The sequence below is a fragment of the Streptomyces sp. NPDC051211 genome, from assembly GCF_040689505.1.
Taxonomy (GTDB): Bacteria; Actinomycetota; Actinomycetes; order Streptomycetales; family Streptomycetaceae; genus Streptomyces.
Genome location: NZ_JBFBAV010000019.1, coordinates 89,276 through 110,447, shown reverse-complemented (window position 1 = coordinate 110,447; position 21,172 = coordinate 89,276). Strand labels below are relative to the sequence as shown.

The following is a 21,172-nucleotide window of genomic DNA, read 5'->3' as shown; positions in this document are numbered from 1 at the left end:
CGGAGTGGAGGCGACCCGGCAGGGGTTCGGCGGGGAGCCGGTCGGGAGGGCAGGGGGATGCCGGGCCCGGGGTGCCGGGTCAGGCGGACGAAGCGGTGGCCTTGAGGGCCAGCCAGAGTTCCATGCGGACGTCCGGGTCGTCCAAGGACCGCCCCAGGATCTCCTCGACCCGCCGCATCCGGTAGCGCAGCGTGTGCCGGTGGACGCCGAGTTCGGCCGCGGCCGCGTCCCACTGGCCGTGCCGCGACAGCCACGCCTGCAGCGAGGCCACCAGGTCGCCCCGCCCGGTCGCGTCGTGCTCTCGCAGCGCGCGGAGGGTCCCGTCCGCGAAGGCCCGTACCGCCTCGTCCGCCAGGAGCGGGAGGACCGAGCCGGCCGCCAGGTCCTCGTGTTCGACCAGTGGGCGGCCCCGGCGGCGGGCCACGGCGAGGGCCTGGTCGGCCTGTTTGAAGGCGGCGGCGGCCCCCGCCGGCGCCGCCGGTGCGGACAGGCCGACGACGAGTTCGTCGGGTTCCGGCCCGGCGGCCTCCCGGGCGCGCCGCGATTCGAGGGCCTCCGCGTGGTCGGCGACCGCCTGGACCGCCGCGCCCCCGTCCGCCGCGAGGATCATCAGCCGGCCGGGCTCCGGCACCAGCAGCAGCGCCTCCCCGGTGCGGGCCGCGGCCGCCTCCACCGCGTCGGTGAGCAGCGCCAGTCCCTCGGGCTGGGCGGTGCCGGGCAGGGCGGGTTCGGCGATGACCATCCGGAAGGGGGCTTCCAGGAGGGCCCCGTACAGGTCGCCGGCCACCGACTGCGCGTGTTCCGGCTGCCCGGCGAGCAGCATCCGCAGGATCGCCGAGCCCAGCCGGGTCTCCGCGTCGTGCAGGGAGCGGGAGCGTTCGGTGGTCAGGGTGAGCAGGGCGACGGCGGAGTGCACGGCGTACCGCTCGGCGGTGCCCAGCGGGGCTCCGGTGCCGACGGCCAGCGCGCCGCGGGCCCGCCGGCCGGTGCCGAGGGACTGGAGTTCGACCCGGTCCTCGGAGCCGCCGACCACGGCGCTGGCGGGCGCCGGCCGCTCCCGCAGCCGTTCGACGTCGGCGGTGAGCCGGGCGGCCCGGCGGGCGGCCCAGTCGGGGGCGGCGGCGACGACCGCGCCGGAGGAGTCGTAGAGCGCGGCCCAGCCGTGGACGTGCGCGGCGAGCCGGGTGAGGAGTTCGGCGGGCCCGTCGGCGGAGAGCGCGGCCCGGGTGAGTTCGCGCTGGGCCTCGAACCCGGCGGTGACGGCCCGGTACTGGTCGGCCGCGAGGGCCGCGGAGACGGCCTTGCTGATCGCGAGGAAGGGGGTGCGCCGGGGCACTTCCAGCAGCGGCAGGTCCTCGGCGCGGGCGGCCTCGACGAGGGCGTCGGGGATCGCCTCGTAGTTGACTCCGACGGCGAAGCCGATGCCGACGACCCCGGCGGCGGCGAGCCGGCGGACGTACCGGCGCATTTCCTCCGGATCCTCCGCGTCCAGTTTCATCGCGGTGATCAGCAGGAGCTCGCCGCCCTCCATGTAGGGCACGGGGTCGGCGAGCTCGCTGACGTGCGCCCAGCGGACGGGGGTGTCGAGACGGCCCTCCCCCGCGCGGACGCTGAGTTTGAGCGCCGAGTGCTGGACGAGCGAAGCGAGGGTGAGCGGCATCAGCGGCTTTCACGTGAGGACGTAAAGGATTTCCGCCGTGGTGTATGAACGGCTCAGCTCGATTCTGCCACCTCGTACGGGTGCGTGGTCGCCCCGGCTCAGCCGTCCAGCCGGACGAGGAGCGGGGCCGCCCGTTCCCCGCGGACCGAGGTCAGGGAGAGCACGGCGTGGCCGGGCGGTACGGCGTGCGCGAGGTCGGAGGCGGACCAGCGCTCCCTTTCCACCTGCCGCACGGTCACCGCGTCCGTGGTCACGGCCTTGCCGGTGACCAGCTTGCGGAAGGCGTGGATGGCGCGGGTGAGGGGCTGGTCGGCGAAGACGGTGCGGCTGGTGACGTCCCGCGCCTCCACCCACTCGGTGCCCCAGGCTTCGGCGAACCGCTGCCCGTCCCAGGTGGTGACCCCGGAGAAGGCCATCCGGCAGCCGACCGCGCCGAGCAGCGGGGTGCGCAGCCCTTCCGGTACGTCGTCCAGGGTGCGCAGGGTCAGCAGTACCCCGGCGTTGGCGGAGCGGAGCCGCTGGATGCCGCGGACGGTCTCCTGGGTGAGGGTGTGGGAGGCGTCGTCGAGGGCGAGGAAGGCGAACAGGGAGCGGTCGGTGCGGGTGACGGCTCCGGCGGTGAACTGGGCCAGGAGCAGCCGGGCCAGCATCCGGGAGGCCTCGGCGTGGCCGCGTTCGGGCAGGTCGATGCGGACCCGGAGGGGGTGTTCGAGGGAGCGGAGGGAGAAAGGGCGGCCCTGCTGCCCGGTGGTGTCGAAGAAGCCGGCGAAGGCGGGCCGGTCGAGGAGCGCGATGCGGTCGGCGAGGACGGGGCCGGGGTCGCCGTGGGAGCCGTACTGGCGTTCGCGGGCGTCCAGCTCGCGGAGCATGGCGTGCTCGTCGGCCGCCTCCAGCTCCTGGCGCAGGGCGCCGAGGGCGGCCGGCACCCGGTCGAGGAGCTCGCGGAGTTCGGGGACGCGGGGGAAGCGGCCGTGGGCGGTGCGGAACGGGCCGAGCAGCTGGGCGAGGGCGGTGGCGGCCCGGCGTACGTCGGTGCCGGGGACGTCCCCGGCGAAGGCCTCGGCGAGCAGGCCCGCGGCCTCGTCGGGGTCGGTGGTGCCGCCGTAGAGGTCGAGGTCGTAGACGGTGGCGGGGTCTCCGATGCGGATGACGACGTCGTACGCCTCGTCCGGGCCGAGCGGGGTGCCGGCCGCGCCGACGGCGATGACGGCGGCCTGTCCGGCGAGTGCCTGGAGGGCGAGGGACTCCACGACGGGTCGGACCAGGCGGCTGGTCTTGCCGCCGCCGGAGGGGCCGACGGCGAGCAGGGAGGTGCCGAGGACGGCGGGGTCGAGGGCGAGCCCGGTGCCGCGCCGCGGGTAGGGGTTGCGCTGCCCGTCGTCCACCGTGCCGAGCCGGACCTGCCGACTGAGGAGGTCGTGCCGGGCGGCGCGGACGGGCAGGTCCCGGGCGCCGGAGGGGTGCACGCAGGCGCCGGCGCCCTTGTCCCGGACGGAGTCGGCGAAGGCGCCGCGCCGGGCGGGGTCGACGAGGACGGACTCCCAGGCCCGCCGGATCCGCGCGGCGTCCACGTCGTTCATGCGCCCGGCGCCGAGTTCGGCCCGGAGCCGTTCGGCGGAGTCGGCCAGTCCGGCATGCCGCAGCTGCGGCCAGCCGGCCGGGTCCTCGGGGCTGCCGGGAACGGGGCCGTCCGGCTCCTCGGCGCGGACCGGCCGGGTGGCCGGTCCGGCGAGGATCCGGCGGCCGAGCTCCGGCCAGCGGCCCAGCCTGCCGAAGGTGACGGCGAGGACGGCGAGGACGATGGCGTACCAGACGTAGGAGGCGACCACGGAGAAGGTGTCGTGGTTCCAGGCGTCGGGGGTGAAGGCGTACAGGGGCCAGAGCCAGAAGCCGCCCAGGTAGCCGTTCCACAGCAGGGACCAGAGCAGCACGGCGGCGAGCAGGGAGATCAGCGCCCCGCTGACCAGCTGGCGGGTGGGCGTGAGCTCGGGCTCCTCGGCCGGGCGCGGCGTGTGGCCGTACGCCCACACGCCGGGGCCGTCGGAGCGGCGCGGGGCCCGCAGCCAGTCGGCCAGGCCGGGTCCTGCGGCGGCCGGTGCGTGGGCCGGCGCGGGCGGGTGCGCGGCTCCCGCCGTAGCCGGAGGAGACACGGGCCGGGACTGGTGCGGGTACGGGCCCGAAGAGGCGGCCCGGCTCGGCGGCGGTGCGGCGGGCATCGGCGGCGGCGTGAGCGGCGGGCCCGCCGGCCGTGGGACGTGCTGTGCCCGCGGGGCGGCGCCGTGGGCGCCCCCGCCGCCGGTGCCGCTGCTCTGCGTGCCCTCGTTCTCCATGAACCCCTGCCCCCTGCCCGTTCACCCTGGCGCCGCGCGCATCGCTCAATGTAGTGCCCTGCTCCCGAGGCGCTACCGCCGCCGGGCCCGGTCCAACTCCGTATGGCCGTCACGGACAAGGACACGCGGACACCACTACCGAACGGAGCATGCCGCAGCCCCTCCCCCGGGCCTAGCCTGCGGACAAAGACACAAGTGCGTCCGAAAACACCCCCCAGGAGTCCCCTATGACCGCTGTCCCGCAGGAGCGCAAGCTCGTCACCGCGATCCCCGGCCCGAAGTCGCAGGAGCTGCAGGCCCGCCGCCTGGAGACGGTGGCCGGCGGCGTGGGTTCCGTGCTGCCGGTCTTCACCGCCCGTGCGGGTGGCGGCATCATCGAGGACGTCGACGGCAACCGTCTGATCGACTTCGGTTCCGGCATCGCCGTGACCTCGGTCGGCGCCTCCGCCGAGGCCGTCGTGCGCCGCGCCTCCGCGCAGCTCGCCGACTTCACCCACACCTGTTTCATGGTCACGCCGTACGAGGGCTACGTCGAGGTCTGCGAGGCCCTCGCCGAGCTCACCCCCGGTGACCACGCCAAGAAGTCGGCGCTGTTCAACTCGGGCGCCGAGGCCGTCGAGAACGCCGTCAAGATCGCCCGTTCGTACACCAAGCGCCAGGCCGTCGTCGTCTTCGACCACGGCTACCACGGCCGTACCAACCTGACGATGGCGCTGACCTCGAAGAACATGCCGTACAAGAACGGCTTCGGCCCGTTCGCCCCCGAGGTCTACCGCGTCCCGGTCGCCTACGGCTACCGCTGGCCCACCGGTGCCGAGAACTGCGGCCCCGAGGCCGCCGCCCAGGCGATCGACCAGATCACCAAGCAGATCGGCGCCGACAACGTCGCCGCGATCATCATCGAGCCGGTCCTCGGCGAGGGCGGCTTCATCGAGCCGGCCAAGGGCTTCCTCCCGGCGATCGTGAAGTTCGCCAACGACAACGGCATCGTCTTCGTCGCCGACGAGATCCAGTCCGGCTTCTGCCGCACCGGCCAGTGGTTCGCGTGCGAGGACGAGGGCATCGTCCCGGACCTGATCACCACCGCCAAGGGCATCGCGGGCGGTCTGCCGCTCGCCGCCGTGACCGGCCGCGCCGAGATCATGGACGCCGCGCACGCGGGCGGCCTGGGCGGCACCTACGGCGGCAACCCGGTGGCCTGCGCCGGTGCGCTCGGCTCCATCGAGACCATGAAGGAGCTCGACCTCAACGCCGCGGCGAAGAAGATCGAGTCCGTCATGAAGGCCCGCCTGACGGCCATGCAGGAGAAGTACGAGATCATCGGCGACATCCGCGGCCGCGGCGCGATGATCGCGATCGAGCTGGTCAAGGACCCGGCGTCGAAGACCCCGTTCCCGGAGGCGGCCGGTGCGCTCGCCAAGGCCTGCCACGCCGAGGGCCTGCTCGTCCTCACCTGTGGCACCTACGGCAACGTGCTCCGCTTCCTCCCGCCGATCGTCATCGGCGAGGACCTGCTGAACGAGGGCCTGGACATCCTCGAGGCCGCGTTCGCGCGCATCTGAGCGAACGTCTAGAACGTCCGAACGCAGCCTGCTCGATCCATACCTCCGGTAACGGTCGGGCACTGTGAAGAAGGTGTGGGGGGCCGATGGCGGGAGCGCTTTCCTGCTGTCGGTCCCCCTTCCGCTGCCGTACGGTTTCTGCAGATGAGTGAGACACCCCGCCCGCGGGAAACCACGGGCGATCCCGGTACCGGGCTTCCCCAGCGCCGTACTGGGCCTGCGTTCGCGCACATCACTCCTCACCGATCGGACGACCGCCCGCCCCAAACCCCCCGGGGCGCGCGCCGAACCGATCCGGGCGGCCGTCCCGGAACCATCCCCCCTGTTCCGGGACGGCCGGCCATCTTCTCCCTCCTGTGCGCCGGCCTCTTCGCGCTGATCACCTGGCAGGTTCTGGTCTCGGGACCGCTGCTGGCCCCGGACGAGGCCCTCAGCCGGGCTCTGGTCCGCGCCGTCCCGGACGCCGTCACCGAGCGCCTCGCCGATCTCGGCAACATCCCGGTCGCCGTCCCGGTGCTGGTCCTCGCGATGGCGTACGCCGCCCGGCGCGGCAACCGCCGGGGTGCCCTGGCCGCCGGCGTGGCCATGGCCCTGGTCCCGGCCCTGATCGTCCCGCTGAAGGAGTGGACGGCCCGCCCGGGCCCGCTGGAGCCGTGGGCGGCCGGCTACTTCCCGTCGGGCCACACGGCCACCGCGCTGGTCGCCTACGGCTGCGCGGCCCTGCTGCTCGCGCCGTACGCCCGCCGCGCCTGGCCGGCGGCCGCGGCGGCCCTCCTGACCACCGCCACCGCCGCCGGCCTGGTCCTGCGCGGCTTCCACTGGCCGTTGGACGTCCTGGCCAGCGTCCTGCTCTGCGTGCCCCTGCTGCTGGCCGTCAGGGGAACCAGCCGTCAGGGGAAGCAGCCGGTAGCCGTCAGGGGAAGTAGGCGTCGAAGCTCCGGCTGAACTCCCAGCCGCCGTACCGGTCCCAGTTGATCGACCAGGTCATCAGGCCGCGCAGGGCGGGCCAGGTGCCGTGGGTGGCGTAGCTGCCGCAGTCGGTCTTCCTGGTGAGGCAGTTCAGCGCCTTGGCGACCTCGGCGGGCGAGGTGTGGCCGTTGCCCGCGTTGGTCGTGGCCGGGAGCCCGATGGCCACCTGTTCGGGGCGGAGTGCCGGGAAGACGCGGGCGGTGTTCCCGGCGACCGGGAAGCCGGTGAGCAGCATGTCGGTCATGGCGATGTGGAAGTCTGCGCCGCCCATGGAGTGGTACCGGTTGTCGAGGCCCATGATCGGGCCGGAGTTGTAGTCCTGGACGTGGAGCAGGGTGAGGTCGTCGCGCAGGGCGTGGATGACCGGCAGGTAGGCGCCGGCCCGCGGGTCCTGGCCGCCCCACGGGCCCGAGCCGTAGAACTGGTAGCCGAGCTGGACGAAGAAGGTCTCCGGGGCCATCGTCAGGACGAAGTCCTGGCCGTACCTGGCCTTGAGGGTCTTCAGCGCCGAGATCAGGTTGACGATCACGGGCGTGGTGGGGTTGCGGAAGTCGGTGTCGCCGGTGGCGAGGGAGAGGGAGTGGCCCTCGAAGTCGATGTCCAGGCCGTCCAGCCCGTACTCGTCGATGATCTTAGAGACGGAGGAGACGAAGGCGTCCCGGGCGGTGGTGGTGCCGAGCTGGACCTGGCCGTTCTGGCCGCCGATGGAGATCAGGACCTTCTTGCCGGCGGCCTGCTTGGCCTTGATGGCGGCCTTGAACTCGGCGGGCGACTCGACGCCCGGGCATTCGGCGGCCGGGCAGAGGGAGAAGCGGATGTCGCCCGAGGTCACCGAGGTCGGTTCGCCGAAGGCGAGGTTGATGACGTCCCAGGAGGCCGGTACGTCGGCCATCCTGAGGTAGCCGGAGCCGTTGGCGAAGCTTGCGTGCAGGTAGCCGACCAGGGCGTGGGCCGGCAGGCCGGTGCCCGGCCCGGGGCCGCCGCCGGTGGTGGTGGCCGGGACGGACGCGCTGCGCGCCGATGTGCCCGCCGCGTTCACCGCGGCGACCTGGAAGGAGTACGTGGTCGAGGGCGCGAGGCCGCCGACCGTCGCCGAGGTTCCGCTGGTGGTGAGGGCTTCGGTGCCGTCGCGGTAGACCGTGTAGCCGGTCGCGCCGGCGGCGGCGGACCAGGAGAGGTTCACCGAGTTCGAGGTCGCGCCGGAGGCCGTCAGGCCGGTGGGGACGGGCGGGGTCCGGGGCCCGCCGGGGCCGCCCGGGTCGGGGCCGACCAGGCTGAGGTCGTCGGTGTGGTGGGCGGGCTGGCCGTACCAGCCGTGGGTGTAGACGGTCACCGAGGTGGTGGCGGGGCCGGTGCGGAAGCCGGTGGTGAGCTGCTTCCAGGCGCCCGGGGACTGGGTCCAGGTGGACACGTCGGTGGTGCCGGTGCCGACGGCGCCGAGGTAGACGTAGGCGCCCTGCACCCAGGCGGTGAGGGTGTACGTGGCGTCGGGTTTCACGGTGACGGTCTGGGCGCAGCGGGCGTTGTCCTGGCCCGCCGGGGTGGCCTCGAGGGCGGAACTCCCGCTGTGGACGGGGGCGGTGACGGTGGTTCCGCCGGCGCCCGCGCAGCTCCAGCCGGTGAGTCCGGCTTCGAATCCGCCGTTTCGGACGAGGTCGGCGTCGGCCGCGGTCGCCGTGGGGACGGCCGCGAGCAGGCCGGCTGCCGCGAGCGCGGCGGCCGTGAGGAGGGACAGGGTTCTGCGCACGAGTTCCTCCGGGGCATGGGGGGATGGAGGCGTCTGACGGCGCAGCACAACATGGTCCAGACCAATGCCCTTGTCAAGGCCTCTCGTTCCCCTGCGTCGCGTTCCCCTGCGCCGCATTCCCCTGCGTCGCGTCGGTCGCCGCCGCCTCGTGCATCGCCAGTTCGAGCACCGTCGGGTCGGTCAGCGTCCCCCGCCCGTCCGGGACCACCAGCCAGCGGACCCGGCGGGTGGCCCGGACGGGTCGGTCAGCGTCCCCCGCCCGTCCGGGACCACCAGCCAGCGGACCCGGCGGGTGGCCCGGCCGGGGTACGGGACCGCGATCCAGGTGCCGCGTCCGGCCCCCCGCACCCCCGTGCCCAGCCAGCGCGAGGCCGTTCCCGGGGGCACGAAGAAGCCCAGCCGCAGCACGGACGTGCGGCTCCGCCGCGTGGCGCCGACAGCGGCGAGCACCGGGCCGGGCCGGACGAGCAGCCGGGCCAGGACCGCGAAGGTCTCCCGGCCCAGCTCCCCGGGGAGGATCAGTACGTCCCACCGCCGGCCTGCGGGCAGCAGCGTCACCCCGAGCGGGTTGCGCTCCCAGTCCCACCGGCAGTGGTCGGGATCCGGCGCCGCCGAAACCAGCCACTCCACTGCCGCTTTGATCTCCGAGCCCTGCATCGCCCGGCCTCCGTTTCCCCGTGGTGAGGTGTGTCCACCTGGAGAGAGCGGGGCCGGGCGGCGGCATGACGCGGGTTCGGCCACCCCGTGGTGGTGAATCGGTCACCGGGAGATCGACGGGCGTGCGCCGGGGCGGAAACGGGGCAGGCGGCCAAGGGGCGTCCGGCGGATCAGGCCCGACCGGGCCGCCGCCCGGAATCCCCGGGGCGGAGCAGGCCCGGCCGCCCGGAATCCCCGGGCGGCGGCCCGGCCCGCCCGGCACCCCCTAGCTGTCGAAGCCGAGGCCGAGCCGGTCCATCGTCTTCAGCCACAGGTTCCGGCGGCCGCCGCGGCGGTCCGCGCGGGCCAGCGACCACTTGGTGAGCGTGATCCCGGTCCAGGCGATCGGCTCCGGCGGGAACGGCATCGGCTTCGAGCGGACCATCTCCAGCTCGGTGCGCTCGGTGCGCGCGCCGTCCAGCAGGTCCAGCATGACGTCCGCGCCGAAGCGGGTGGCGCCGACGCCGAGCCCGGTGTAGCCGGCCGCGTAGGCGACCTTCCCGGTGTGCGCCGTGCCGAAGAAGGCGGAGAACCGGGAGCAGGTGTCGATGGCGCCGCCCCAGGCGTGGCTGAAGCGCAGGCCGTCCAGCTGCGGGAAACAGGTGAAGAAGTGCTGGGCCAGCTTGAGGTAGGTCTCGGGGCGGTGGTCGTACTCGGAGTCGAGCCTGCCGCGGTAGGGGTAGACGGCGTCGTAGCCGCCCCACAGGATGCGGTGGTCCGGGGTGATGCGGAAGTAGTGGAACTGGTTGGCGCTGTCGCCCAGGCCCTGCCGGTTCTGCCAGCCGATGGCCTTCAGCTGGTCGGCCGTCAGCGGCTCGGTCATCAGCGCGTAGTCGTACACCGGGACGGTGTACGGGCGGACCCGCTTGACCAGCGACGGGAAAATGTTGGTGCCGAGCGCGACGCGGCGCGCGAAGACCCGGCCGTACGGGGTGCGTACGGCCATTCCGGCGCCGGAGGAGGACAGCTTCAGCCCGCGGGTGTTCTCGTAGATCCGCACCCCCAGGCCCAGGCAGGCCTGCTTCAGGCCCCAGGCGAGCCGGGCCGGGTTGAGCATGGCCACGCCGTCCTTGTCCCACAGGCCGGCGAGGAAGGTGGGCGAGTCGACTTCGGCGCGTACGGCGTCCCGGTCGAGGAACTCGGCGCCGCCGAAGCCGAGGCGCTCGGTCTCCTCGTGCATCTCGCGGAGTTCGTCGACCTGGTGGGGTTCGGTGGCCACGTCGATCTCGCCGGTGCGCTCGAAGTCGCAGTCGATGCCGTAGCGGGCGACCGCCGCCTCGATGGCGTCGAGGTTGCGGGCGCCCAGCTCCTCCAGCTTGGCGAGTTCACCGGGCCAGCGGGCGAGGCCGTTGGCGAAGCCGTGGGTGAGGGAGGCGGCGCAGAAGCCGCCGTTGCGGCCGGAGGCGGCCCAGCCCGCCTCCTTGCTCTCGATCAGGACGACGTCCCGGGCGGGGTCGCGCTCCTTGGCGAGCAGCGCGGTCCACAGGCCGCTGTAGCCGCCGCCGATGACCAGCAGGTCGCAGTGCTCGTCGCTGGTGAGGGCGGGCTGCGCGGCGGGCTTGCCGGGGTCGTCCAGCCAGTACGAGACCGGCAGTGCTTCGGAAAGGGAACGTGTGACACTTCGCATGGCGGCTGGGGCCATGGCTTCCAACTCCCTACAGAGTTACTTGGGCTGTGCTTTCTTGCGGCGATTGCCGACCATCTGGCCGGCGAGGACCACCAGCACCGCGATGACGAACATCGCCGTGCCGATGACGTTGATCTGCACGGGCGTACCGCGCTGGGCCGAGCCCCACACGAACATGGGGAAGGTGACGGTGTTGCCCGAGTTGAAGTTGGTGATGATGAAGTCGTCGAAGGAGAGCGCGAAGGAGAGCAGCGCGCCGGCGGCGATGCCGGGGGCCGCGATCGGCAGGGTGACCCGCAGGAAGGTCTGCACGGGTCCCGCGTAGAGGTCGCGGGCGGCCTCCTCCAGCCGCGGGTCCATCGACAGGACGCGCGCCTTGACGGCGGCGACGACGAAGCTGAGGCAGAACATGACGTGGGCGATCAGGATCGTCCAGAAGCCCAGCTCGATGCCCATGTTGAGGAAGAGCGCGAGCAGCGAGGCCGCCATCACGATCTCCGGCATCGCCATCGGCAGGAAGATCAGCGAGTTGACCGCCCCGCGGGCCCGGAAGCGGTACCGGACCAGGGCGAAGGCTATGGCGGTGCCCAGGGCGGTCGCGCCGATGGTCGCCCACAGTGCGATCTGCAGGGAGAGCCCGAGGGAGCCGCACAGGTCGGCGACCCCGCAGGGGTCCTTCCAGGCGTCGAGCGAGAACTCCTGCCAGGCGTAGTTGAACCGCCCGGCCGGGTTGTTGAAGGAGAACACCGTCACGACGATGTTCGGCAGGATCAGGTACGCGAGCGTGCCCAGACCCGCGATGACCACGAGGTTGCGGCGCAGCCACTGCATCAGACCAGGTCCTCCGTCCCCGCTCGGCGGATGTAGATGGTGACCATGATCAGCACGATGGCCATGAGGATGAAGGACAGCGCGGCCGCCGTCGGGTAATCGAGGATCCGCAGGTACTGCGACTGGATGACGTTGCCGATCATGCGGGTGTCGGTGGAGCCGAGCAGTTCCGCGTTGACGTAGTCGCCGCTCGCCGGGATGAAGGTGAGCAGGGTTCCGGAGACCACACCCGGCATGGACAGCGGGAAGGTCACCTTCCGGAAGGTGGTGAAGGGCCTGGCGTACAGGTCCCCGGCCGCCTCGTGGAGCCGGGTGTCGATGCGCTCTAGCGAGGTGTACAGCGGAAGGATCATGAAGGGCAGGAAGTTGTACGTCAGACCGCAGACCACGGCGAGCGGGGTGGCCAGCACCCGGTCGCCCTCGGTCATGCCGATCCAGCTGGTGACGTCCAGGACGTGCAGGGAGTTCAGCGCCCCGACCACCGGACCGCCGTCGGCCAGGATCGTCTTCCAGGCCAGGGTGCGGATCAGGAAGCTGGTGAAGAACGGTGCGATCACCAGGATCAGCAGCAGGTTGCGCCAGCGGCCGGCCTTGAAGGCGATCAGGTAGGCCAGCGGGTATCCGAGCAGCAGGCACAGCGCGGTCGCGGTGCCGGCGTAGAGCAGCGAGCGCAGGAACTGCGGGTAGTACTCGGTGAAGGCGTCCCAGTAGGTCCGGAAGTGCCAGGTGACCTGGAAGCCCTCCTCCAGCGAGCCCGTCTGCACGGACGTCGAGGCCTGGTAGAGCATCGGGAGGACGAAGAAGACCAGCAGCCACAGGATGCCGGGCAGCAGCAGCCAGTACGGGACCAGGCGCTTGCGTGCGGAGGGCTTGTGCACCGGGGGTTCGGCGGGCGCGGGCGCCTGGGGCGGCGCTTCGGTGACGGTCACGCGGACTCCTCGACCGTCTCGATGCCCGCGTCGCCCATCGTCCCTGCAAGCATGGACTGGGCGGCGTCCAAGCCGAAGGTGTGGGCCGGGTTCCAGTGCAGGATCACCTCGGCGCCGGGCACCAGGCGGGCGTCCCGCTCGATGTTCTGGACGTACACCTCCAGCTCGGAGCAGACCGGGCTGTCGATGACGAACTGGGTGGAGACACCGATGAAGGAGGAGTCGACGATGCGGCCCGCGACCTTGTTGCGGCCCGCGGCGACGGTGTGCTCCTCGTCCGCCGGGACCAGGGAGATCTTCTCCGGGCGCACGCCCACCAGCAGCTGCCCGCCGGCCTTGGGCGTGGTGGAACACCGCTCGCCGGGCAGCCGGAGCTTCGTCCCGGCGGCGGAGACCGTGATCTCGTCGCCGGTCGCCTCGACCGAGGCCGCGATGAGGTTGGAGGTGCCGAGGAAGTTGGCGACGAAGGTGGTGCGCGGGTTCTCGTAGAGCTCGGCGGGCGCGCCCAGCTGCTCGACCCGGCCGCCGTTCATCACCGCGACCGTGTCGGCCATGGTCATGGCCTCCTCCTGGTCGTGGGTGACGTGCACGAAGGTGATGCCGACCTCGGTCTGGATGCGCTTGAGCTCAAGCTGCATCTGGCGGCGCAGCTTGAGGTCGAGTGCGCCGAGCGGTTCGTCGAGGAGGAGCACCTGGGGGTGGTTGATGAGGGCGCGGGCCACCGCGACGCGCTGCTGCTGGCCGCCGGACAGCTGGTGCGGCTTGCGCTGCGCGAACTGGCCGAGCTGGACCAGGTCCAGCATGTCGTCGACCTGCTTCTTCACGGACTTGATGCCGCGGCGGCGCAGGCCGAAGGCGACGTTCTCGTAGATGTTCAGGTGCGGGAACAGCGCGTAGCTCTGGAAGACGGTGTTGACCGGGCGCTTGTACGGGGGCAGGTGCGTGACCTCGCGGTCGCCGAGGCTGACCGTGCCGGTGGAGGGCTCCTCCAGGCCGGCGATCATGCGCAGGGTGGTGGTCTTGCCGCAGCCGGAGGCGCCGAGCAGGGCGAAGAAGGAGCCCTGCGGGATGGTGAGGTCGAGCGGGTGGACGGCGGTGAAGGTGCCGTAGTGCTTGCTGATCCCGGCGAGGCGTACGTCGCCGCCGGTGGTCTTGTCAGTCATCGATGAGGTCCCGGAGGTGGGTGCGGTCAAGGGGGGTCGGGGCCGGCGGCCGGGCTAGGCGCCGATGAGCTTGGCGAACTTCTCCTCGTACGCCGTCTCTTCCTCCGAGCTGAGCGAGCGGAAGGCGTGGGACTTGGCGGTCATCGCCTTGTCCGGGACGATCAGCGTGTTGTCCGCGAGCTCGGGGTCGATCTTGGCGAGCTCGTCCTTGACGCCCTCGACCGGGCAGACGTAGCTGATGTAGGCGGCCAGCTGGGCGGCGACCGGGAGCTCGTAGTAGTAGTCGATGAGCTTCTCGGCGTTGGCCTTGTGGCGGGCCTTGGCGGGGACCAGCAGGTTGTCGCTGGAGGTGATGTATCCGGGGGCCGGGATGGCGTACTGGATGTCCGGGTTGCCGGCCTGCAGCTGGATGACGTCGCCGGCCCAGGCCAGGCAGGCGGCCAGGTCGCCCTTGTCGAGGTCGGCGGTGTAGTCGTTGCCGGTGAAGCGGCGGATCTGCTTCTTGTCCACGCCCTTCTGGAGGCGGCCGATGGCCGCGTCGAAGTCCGCGGTGGTGAAGCTCGCCGGGTCCTTGCCCTGGTCCAGCAGGGTCATGCCGACGGAGTCGCGCATCTCGGTGAGGAAGCCGACCCGGCCCTTGAGGGAGGGGTCGTCGAGGAGCTGGGTGACGGAGTCGACCTTCCGGCCGCCGGTCGCCTTGGTGTTGTAGGCGATGACGGTGGAGATGCCGGTCCACGGGTAGCTGTAGGCCCGGCCCGGGTCCCAGTCGGGGCTGCGGAACTGCGGGGACAGGTTCGCGAAGGCGTGCGGCAGGTGCGTGGCGTCGAGCTTCTGCGCCCAGCCGAGCCGGATCATGCGGGCGGCGAGCCAGTCGGTGACCACGATCAGGTCGCGCCCGGTGTCCTGGCCGGCCGCGAGCTGCGGCTTGATCTTGCCGAAGAACTCGACGTTGTCGTTGATGTCCTCGGTGTACTTGACCTTGATGCCGGTGCGTTTGGTGAACTCGGCGAGGGTCGGGCGGCTCTTCTCGTCCTCGCTGATGTCCATGTACTCGGTCCAGTTGGAGAAGTTGATCTCCTTCTCCTGAGCCGAGTGGTCGTCGGAGGCGACCGCGGTCCCGCCCTCGCGCTTGGCGGGCGGGATGCCGCAGGCGGTCAGGCCGGCCAGACCGCCGAGGGTGAGCGCCCCGACTCCGGAGGCGCGCAGCAGCGAGCGGCGGGTGAGGGCGCCGCGCCCGCTGGTGAGGCTGCGCCGCATCGCGGCGATCTGCGCCGCCGAGAGGCGGTCGGGCTCGAACTGCTCCATGCGCTGTGCCCTTTCGGGAGGTGTACCGCTGGTCGGGCGGTGGGTTCCACGCGGCGGAAGCCGCATATCGTTACGGTCGGTCCCCGAAGATCGTCCGGTGCCAGTCCTTGGCCGGCACCCCGGTGTTGTCGTACATCACGTGCTTGACCTGCGTGTACTCCTCGAAGGAGTAGGCCGACATGTCCTTTCCGAAGCCGCTGGCCTTGTAGCCGCCGTGGGGCATCTCGCTGATGATCGGGATGTGGTCGTTGACCCACACGCAGCCCGCCTTGATCTCGCGGGTGGCGCGGTTCGCCCGGTAGACGTCGCGGCTCCAGGCGGAGGCGGCGAGTCCGTACGGGGTGTCGTTGGCCAGCGCGATGCCCTCGTCGTCGGTGTCGAAGGGCAGCACGACCAGCACCGGTCCGAAGATCTCGGACTGCACGATCTCACTGTCCTGGGCGGCGCCCGCGATGAGGGTGGGCCGGTAGTAGGCGCCTCCGGCGAGCTCCCCTCCCGGGATCTCGCCGCCGGTGACGACGGTGGCGTACGCGCGGGCCCGCTCGACGAACCCGGCGACCCGGTCGCGCTGGGCGTGGGAGACCAGCGGGCCGAGGTCGGTGGTGGGGGCGAAGGGGTCGCCCAGGCGGACGGTCTCCATCAGCTCGGCGACGCGGGCGACGAAGGCGTCGTACAGCGGTTGCTGGACGTAGGCACGGGTGGCGGCGGTGCAGTCCTGGCCGGTGTTGATGAGGGAGGCGGCGACCGCGCCGTGCGCGGCGGCCTCCGGGTCGGCGTCGTCGAAGACGAGGAAGGGTGCCTTGCCGCCGAGCTCCAGGTGGAGGCGCTTGACGGTGGCGGTGGCGATCTCGGCGACCCGCTTGCCGACCGCGGTGGAGCCGGTGAAGGAGGTCATGACCACGTCCGGGTGCCCGACGAGGTGCTCCCCGGCGTCCCGGCCGGCCCCGGTGACGATGTTGATCACGCCGTCGGGGAGGCCCGCCTCCTTGGCGGCCTGGGCGAACATCAGGGAGGTCAGCGGGGTGAGCTCGGCGGGCTTGAGGACGATGGTGTTGCCCGCGGCGACGGCCGGGAGGATCTTCCAGGCGGCCATCTGGAGGGGATAGTTCCAGGGCGCGATGGAGCCGACGACACCGATGGCCTCGCGGCGTACGTAGGAGGTGTGGTCGCCGGAGTACTCGGCGGCGGCCTGCCCCTGGAGGTGGCGTGCGGCCCCCGCGAAGAAGGCCGTGTTGTCGATCGTCCCCGGCACGTCGAACTCCGTGGACAGCTTGATCGGCTTGCCGCACTGGAGGGATTCGGCGTACGCGAAGTCCTCGGCCTGCTCGGCCAGTACCGCGGCCAGCCGGTGCAGGGCGTCCGACCGCTCCCCGGGGGTGGCGGCCGCCCAGCCCGGGAAGGCCCGCTTGGCGGCGGCCACCGCCTCGTCGACGTCCGCCGTGCCCGCGAGTTCGTAGGTGAGGACCTCCTCGCCGGTGGCCGGGTCGACGACGGTGTGTGACTGCCCCGAGGTACCCGATCGCAGCCGCCCGTCGATGTACTGCGCGCCCTCTGCGAAGCGGTCTTTGATCTGGAAGCGGTTGCCCATCACGCTCTCCGTAGCTCCAGCCCGAATTGAGTGCCGATCCTGACAGAGGCCTTCGCCCCAGCCAAGTGATTCCGTTGTTGCCTTTTGATTACGCGACGGAATCGGTCGACCATGTGTCGAGACAGGCCGCAAATCCCGTACGAAGTGTCCGTGGCGGCTGCCAGACTGGCGTGCATGGAGAAGATCGACAAGCTGATCGAGCAGGTCAGCAGGGGTGAACGGGTCAAGTACCTGCCCTTCTGGGGACACCGTCCGCGGCCCGACGGCTCGCTCGGACCGAGCTGCCTGAGCCAGTGGTGGCCCTCCCCGTTCACGGTCGGTGACGTCGAGTACGCCACGGCGGAGCACTGGATGATGGCCGAGAAGGCCCGGCTGTTCGGCGACCCGGAGGCGGAGCGCGCGGCGCTGGCGGCCGCGACCCCGGCGGAGGCGAAGAAGGCGGGCCGCCTGGTGCGCGGCTTCGACAACGCGATGTGGGAGCGGGAGCGGTTCGGCATCGTGGTGGAGGGCAGCCTGCACAAGTTCGCCTCCACACCCGAGCTGCACGGGTACCTGCTGGGCACCGGGAACCGGGTGCTGGTGGAGGCGAGCCCGCTGGACCGGATCTGGGGCATCGGCCTGCCGGCCGACGACGAGCGCGCCCTGGACCCGGCCCGCTGGCAGGGCCTGAACCTGCTGGGCTTCGCCCTCATGGAGGCCCGCGAGCGCCTGCGGACCGACGCGGCGTGACGCACCTCGGGATGCCTGCCTGATCGGGCAGGCAGTAATTGCGTGGCGGCACCGGCGCCCCGCCGCCTAACGTGATCCTTGTCCAGGTGCGAAGGCGAGACCTACTTCCACTGTTAATGGGGCGGCCGCGGGTTCGAGTCCCGTCACCGGCTTCGGGCCGGTGTAGCTCAGTTGGTAGAGCACCACGTGGTTTCGCCGACTTCGATCTCTGGACACCTACGTCACGCACCTCCCGGTGCGCAGGCTGCGGCTCCTTCTTTTGCAAAGAATCCCAGGCCGCCGCCACCTTGATCTCGGGAGGCACGCGTGGGGGATGCCCGGTGCGCAGGCGACGGTTACTTCTCCGGACCCGGAGGTCGTGGGTTCGAATCCCACCCGGCCCGTCACCCGCAAGGGAACGGGCCGGTGGAGCAGCGCGGAAGCTCGCCGGGCACAAGTCCGCCGCCGATCCTGATCTCGGGCGTCCTCCACGTCACGCCTCCCCCGCTTTCCTTTGAATTCGGGGGGATTCACCATGGCTCGTTTCAACCTGCGCGCATTCAAAGCAGCGCCCACCTCGCCCGTACGCTCGACCGGCCGCGCCCGCACCCACCAGGGCGGCCCCGGGCACGAACGCGATGCGCGCTCCGAGCTGTTCCTGCTCGCCGTCGCCAACTTCGTGACGCAGCAGACCTTCTACGAGAGCGGGACCGACCGCGACGACCGCTTCGCCGCGCTCGTACGGCGGCTCGCGGTCGAGGACCCCGTGTGGACCGCCGGCCTGCTGCGCTGGCTCCGCGGGGACGCGAACATGCGGACCGCCTCGCTCGTCGGCGCCGCCGAGTACGTCAAGGCGCGGCTCGACGCGGGCGCCACCGGCGGCCCTTCGAACCGCCAGGTCGTGGAGTCCGTGCTCCAGCGCCCGGACGAGCCCGGCGAGCTGCTGGCCTACTGGACGGCGGCGTACGGGCGGAACGTGCCCAAGCCCGTCAAGCGCGGCATCGCCGACGCGGTACGCCGGCTCTACTCCGGCACCTCACTGCTGAAGTACGACACCGCCTCCAAGGGCTACCGCTTCGGTGACGTCCTCAACCTCGTGCACGCCTCCCCCGACCCGGCCAAGCCCTGGCAGGGCGAGCTGTTCCGCTACGCCCTGGACCGCCGGCACAACCCGGAGAACGCCGAGGTCCCGGCCGGCAACCGGACCCTCGCCGCCCACCGGGCGCTGATGGGGCTGCCGGTACCGGAGCGGCGCGGCGTGGTCCTCGCCCCGGACGGGGCGGAGCGGCTCGCGGAGGCGGGCATGACCTGGGAGGCGCTGGCCGGATGGCTTCAGGGGCCGATGGACGCGGCCGCCTGGGAGGCGGTCATCCCGTCCATGGGCGCGATGGCGCTGCTGCGGAACCTGCGCAACTTCGACCAGGCCGGGGTCTCGGACGAGGTGGCCGCGACGGTCGCGGCGAAGATCTCCGACCCCGAAGTCGTCGCCCGGTCCCGGCAGTTCCCCTTCCGCTACCTGGCCGCCTACCAGCACGCACCCTCGCTGCGCTGGGCGTACCCGCTGGAGCAGGCGCTCGGGCACTCGCTGGCCAACGTACCGGCGCTGCCCGGCCGGACGCTGGTCCTCGTCGACCGGTCCGGGTCCATGTGGTGCCGGCTGTCGGAACGCTCCGAGCTCAACCGGGCGGACGCGGCGGCCGTCTTCGGGTCGGCGCTGGCGCTGCGGGCCGAGAACGCCGACCTCGTGCAGTTCGGGACGACCAGCCAGGTGGTCCCGTACACCCGGGGCGAGTCCGTGCTGAAGGTGCTGGAGCGGTTCGGGAACCTCGGTGGCACCGATACGGCCCGCGCCGTGAAGGAGCACTACCGGGACCACGACCGGGTGCTGATCGTCACCGACGAGCAGGCCGGCTCGTACGGATACGGCGGCGACCCGACGGCGGAGGTGCCGAGCTCGGTGCCGGTGTACACCTGGAACCTGGCCGGGTACCGGGTGGGCCACGGCCCTTCCGGCTCCGCGAACCGGCACACGTTCGGCGGTCTCACCGACGCCGCGTTCCGGATGGTGTCGCTGATCGAGAGCGGCCGGTCCGCCGACTGGCCGTGGGCCGGCTGACGGATCCGGCTCACGGGTCCGGGCCCGGGTCCCGCCCGGGCCCGGCTCACGGCTCCGGCCCGGAACCGAGCCGGAGCCGGGGTCCGCGTCAGCCTCGGTGCAGCACCTGGGAGGTAGAGGTGGGCGGGTCGTACTCGGAGCCGCCGTCGCGGTCCCCGTCGTCGTCGGCCATGTCGGCGAACAGCAGCGCCAGCAGCAGCGTGCCCACCACGATGCCCACCGCACCCAGGATGATCCCGGCCAGCGCCACCCCGCCGTTGTCGGCCTCGCCGCGGGCCGCCCGGCCGCGACCGAGGACGCCGAAGATCACGGCGGTGACGCCGAGGGCCACGGCGAAGAAGCTGGTGCAGAACAGCGCCACCGAGATGATGCCGAGCACCAGGGCCGTGACGCCGAATCCGTTGCGCATCGGGACGGCGTACGCCGGGTAGCCGGAGCCGGCCGGGTATCCCGTGTAGCGGGCCTGGCCGGTGTGCGCACCGCCCGGGTAGCCGTACCCGTACCCGTATCCGTATCCCGGTCCGCCCGTGTCCGGCTGCGCGGGGTACCCGTACGCGGGTGTGGCCTCAGCGGACGGCTGCCCGGGGTAGGGCTGCGGCTGAGGCTGCGGCGGCTGCGGCGGCTGGATCCCGCCGCCGCCCGGCATCCCGGTGATGGTCGGCTGGTCGTGCACGGAGGCCGGGCCGCCCGCCGCACCCGGCGCGCCCGAAGCGCTGTACTGCCCGCCGCGGTCCATCGCCGCCCGGTCCGGCGGCGCCCACGGGTCGGCAGGCTCGGGGCTCTGGTCGGTCATCTGGCGCCCCCCTCTCGTACGGCCATGCTAAGGGCTGCCGCCGACAGCGCCCCGGGCCTGCCTACGATGAACCCTTGCCCGCCCGTCGCACCCGGCTCCCGAAAGGCCTGCCCCTCATGACCGATCTGCACCCCTTCATCGCGGGGCTTCCCAAGGCCGAGCTCCACGTCCACCACGTCGGCTCCGCCTCGCCCCGCATCGTGGCCGAACTGGCCGCCCGGCACCCGGACTCCAAGGTGCCCACCGATCCCGAGGCGCTCGCCGACTACTTCACCTTCACCGACTTCGCGCACTTCATCGAGGTGTACCTGTCGGTGGTGGACCTGGTCCGCACCCCGGAGGACGTACGGCTGCTGACCTTCGAGGTCGCCCGCGACATGGCCCGGCAGAACATCCGCTACGCCGAGCTGACCATCACCCCGTTCTCCTCCACCCGCCGCGGCATCGACGAGAAGGCCTTCATGGAGGCCATCGAGGACGCCCGCAAGGCCGCCGAGGCCGAACTCGGCGTCATCCTGCGCTGGTGCTTCGACATCCCCGGCGAGGCCGGCCTGGAGTCCGCCGCCGAGACCGCCCGGCTCGCCGTCGACCTGCGCCCCGAGGGACTGGTCTCCTTCGGCCTCGGCGGCCCCGAGATCGGTGTGCCGCGCCCGCAGTTCAAGCCCTACTTCGACCAGGCGCGGGCGGCCGGCCTGCACAGCGTGCCGCACGCGGGCGAGACCACCGGCCCGCAGACCATCTGGGACGCCATCAACGAGCTGGGCGCCGAGCGCATCGGCCACGGCACCAGCGCCACCCAGGACCCGGCCCTGCTGAAGTACCTGGCCGAGAACCGGATCGCGCTGGAGGTCTGCCCCACCTCCAACATCGCCACCCGCGCCGTCGCCGACCTCGACCGGCACCCGATCAAGGAGATGGTGGCGGCCGGCGTGCTGGTGACCATCAACAGCGACGACCCGCCGATGTTCGGCTCCGACCTGAACAACGAGTACGCGGTCGCCGCCCGGCTGCTGGACCTGGACGAGCGCGGACTCGCCGAGCTCGCGAAGAACGCCGTGGAAGCCTCCTTCCTCGACCCGGCCGGCAAGGCGAAGCTGGCGGCGGAGATCGACACGTACACCGCCGCCTGGCTCGCCCGCTGACCGGCC

At 72.2% G+C, this 21,172-nt stretch carries 15 protein-coding genes and 1 pseudogene; 5 read left to right on the top strand and 11 right to left on the bottom strand.

The features are described 5' to 3' along the window. Positions 1-79: 79 nt before the first annotated feature. On the bottom strand, positions 80-1,660 hold the full coding sequence (locus tag AB0447_RS20415) for a PucR family transcriptional regulator (protein WP_366478087.1): 1,581 nt from the start codon (positions 1,658-1,660) through the stop codon (positions 80-82). A 98-nt stretch (positions 1,661-1,758) separates the two neighbouring features. Further along, the gene (locus AB0447_RS20410) at positions 1,759-3,990 is read right to left on the bottom strand and encodes an ATP-binding protein (RefSeq protein WP_366478086.1); all 2,232 of its coding nucleotides are present in this window, start codon (positions 3,988-3,990) and stop codon (positions 1,759-1,761) included. A gap of 227 nt (positions 3,991-4,217) precedes the next feature. Between AB0447_RS20410 and gabT the strand changes: the two genes are divergently transcribed. Together gabT and AB0447_RS20400 are read left to right on the top strand one after the other, a co-directional pair. Continuing rightward, the gene (gene gabT / locus AB0447_RS20405) at positions 4,218-5,552 is read left to right on the top strand and encodes a 4-aminobutyrate--2-oxoglutarate transaminase (protein WP_366478085.1); all 1,335 of its coding nucleotides are present in this window, start codon (positions 4,218-4,220) and stop codon (positions 5,550-5,552) included. 144 nt (positions 5,553-5,696) lie between these two features. Then, positions 5,697-6,497, top strand: coding sequence for a phosphatase PAP2 family protein (locus tag AB0447_RS20400; protein WP_366478084.1), 801 nt, complete (start codon positions 5,697-5,699; stop codon positions 6,495-6,497). Here AB0447_RS20400 and AB0447_RS20395 read toward each other — a convergent pair. The 8 genes and pseudogenes from AB0447_RS20395 to AB0447_RS20360 all read right to left on the bottom strand — a co-directional run bounded on the left by AB0447_RS20395 (position 6,466) and on the right by AB0447_RS20360 (position 16,407). Then, on the bottom strand, positions 6,466-8,268 hold the full coding sequence (locus AB0447_RS20395) for a glycoside hydrolase family 18 protein (RefSeq protein ID WP_366478083.1): 1,803 nt from the start codon (positions 8,266-8,268) through the stop codon (positions 6,466-6,468). The genes AB0447_RS20400 and AB0447_RS20395 overlap by 32 nt on opposite strands. A gap of 73 nt (positions 8,269-8,341) precedes the next feature. Continuing rightward, positions 8,342-8,925, bottom strand: a pseudogene (locus AB0447_RS20390) (hypothetical protein). A 265-nt stretch (positions 8,926-9,190) separates the two neighbouring features. Then, positions 9,191-10,606 (bottom strand): FAD-dependent oxidoreductase, encoded by a 1,416-nt coding sequence (locus tag AB0447_RS20385; protein ID WP_366478082.1) that lies wholly within the window; start codon positions 10,604-10,606, stop codon positions 9,191-9,193. Positions 10,607-10,627: 21 nt separating this feature from the next. Further along, positions 10,628-11,422: an ABC transporter permease gene (locus tag AB0447_RS20380; protein WP_366478081.1), complete on the bottom strand. Its 795-nt coding sequence runs from the start codon at positions 11,420-11,422 to the stop codon at positions 10,628-10,630. Next, a complete protein-coding gene (locus AB0447_RS20375) occupies positions 11,422-12,351 on the bottom strand; it encodes an ABC transporter permease (RefSeq protein ID WP_366478080.1) in 930 nt (309 codons plus the stop codon). Before AB0447_RS20375 ends, AB0447_RS20380 begins: the two co-directional genes overlap by 1 nt. Beyond that, a complete protein-coding gene (locus AB0447_RS20370) occupies positions 12,348-13,514 on the bottom strand; it encodes an ABC transporter ATP-binding protein (RefSeq protein WP_366478079.1) in 1,167 nt (388 codons plus the stop codon). Before AB0447_RS20370 ends, AB0447_RS20375 begins: the two co-directional genes overlap by 4 nt. A 54-nt stretch (positions 13,515-13,568) precedes the next feature. Further along, a complete protein-coding gene (locus AB0447_RS20365) occupies positions 13,569-14,819 on the bottom strand; it encodes a spermidine/putrescine ABC transporter substrate-binding protein (protein WP_366478078.1) in 1,251 nt (416 codons plus the stop codon). A gap of 70 nt (positions 14,820-14,889) precedes the next feature. Beyond that, a complete protein-coding gene (locus tag AB0447_RS20360; RefSeq protein WP_366478077.1) occupies positions 14,890-16,407 on the bottom strand; it encodes a gamma-aminobutyraldehyde dehydrogenase in 1,518 nt (505 codons plus the stop codon). Between the two features lie 174 nt (positions 16,408-16,581). Here AB0447_RS20360 and AB0447_RS20355 point away from each other — a divergent pair, with 174 nt between their 5' ends. Both AB0447_RS20355 and AB0447_RS20350 read left to right on the top strand, forming a co-directional pair. Continuing rightward, entirely contained in the window at positions 16,582-17,136 is a 555-nt protein-coding gene (locus AB0447_RS20355; RefSeq protein WP_366478076.1) for an NADAR family protein, read from the top strand. Between the two features lie 514 nt (positions 17,137-17,650). Then, complete coding sequence (locus tag AB0447_RS20350) at positions 17,651-19,231, top strand: TROVE domain-containing protein (RefSeq protein WP_366478075.1); 1,581 nt, start codon at positions 17,651-17,653, stop codon at positions 19,229-19,231. Positions 19,232-19,319: 88 nt separating this feature from the next. On the opposite strand, the gene AB0447_RS20345 is transcribed toward AB0447_RS20350, so the two are convergent. Next, positions 19,320-20,024 (bottom strand): DUF4190 domain-containing protein, encoded by a 705-nt coding sequence (locus AB0447_RS20345; RefSeq protein WP_366478074.1) that lies wholly within the window; start codon positions 20,022-20,024, stop codon positions 19,320-19,322. Between the two features lie 116 nt (positions 20,025-20,140). Here AB0447_RS20345 and AB0447_RS20340 point away from each other — a divergent pair, with 116 nt between their 5' ends. Beyond that, entirely contained in the window at positions 20,141-21,166 is a 1,026-nt protein-coding gene (locus AB0447_RS20340) for an adenosine deaminase (protein WP_366478073.1), read from the top strand. Positions 21,167-21,172 lie beyond the last annotated feature (6 nt).